Below are 756 nucleotides of genomic sequence, written 5' to 3' on the forward strand. Positions count from 1 at the left end.
CGCGTGGCAGACCCGCCCGCAGGTCTCGGCCGCGATCAGCGTGGTGCCCGATCCGCAGAACGGCTCGTAAACGACCTGTCCCGGGCTCGCGTTGTTCAGCATCGCCCTTGTGACTTAGCTGTGGGCGTGTCCTCTCCTGGCTTCATTGCCAGTTGAAGGCTTCCTTAGTTCCTGTCGGCTGGTGAGCCCTTGAGCGAAGGCATAGGACGAGCAGCCCCAGCGATCTTGCCGGGACCGGTCCCACTGCCTTCGGCTGTCCGTGTCGGCCGGAGCCGCCCCGTCGCTTCAGGCCCCCGAGGTCGTGACGACCCTCGCCTCAAGGTCGGCCGCTACTTGCGACACCGGGTCTGGTGCCGGGGGACGCGCTTCGGCCTTTCGGACTGCGCCTGGCATTTGTCCCCGCCCCGTGGTGTGCCGTCCGAATTTCGGCGCCACGGTCATGTAACCCTCCACCGATACGGGCCAAGCGCGTGCGCAAAACGATGCGGGCCTAGCAAAGTCAATATAATATCCATCCTAAACTATTGGAATATATTCATTTTATGACATCTCCCGACAATCACCGACACATGCATGTTGATCGAGCTTTTGTAGCCTCGTCCGTTTGAAGCAGAGAAAGTTGGAAACGGGCGCCGGATCGGGCGGATCTGGGCTACACAACCCGGTCGATCGGAGCGGTACTGCGGCTTCGCAAAGGAGGCAGACATGACGACCCACGATCCGATCCCCGCGCGCCTCGCGGCGCTCAAGACCGCG

1 pseudogene is annotated in these 756 nt (G+C 62.3%); it reads right to left on the reverse strand.

Annotation, left to right across the window (positions count from 1 at the left end):
- A pseudogene (locus tag ACFORG_RS18605) lies at positions 1-108 on the reverse strand (hypothetical protein); the annotation flags it as partial.
- Positions 109-756 lie beyond the last annotated feature (648 nt).

Source organism: Lutimaribacter marinistellae (genome assembly GCF_042648365.1).
GTDB classification, from domain to species: Bacteria; Pseudomonadota; Alphaproteobacteria; order Rhodobacterales; family Rhodobacteraceae; genus Lutimaribacter_A; species Lutimaribacter_A marinistellae.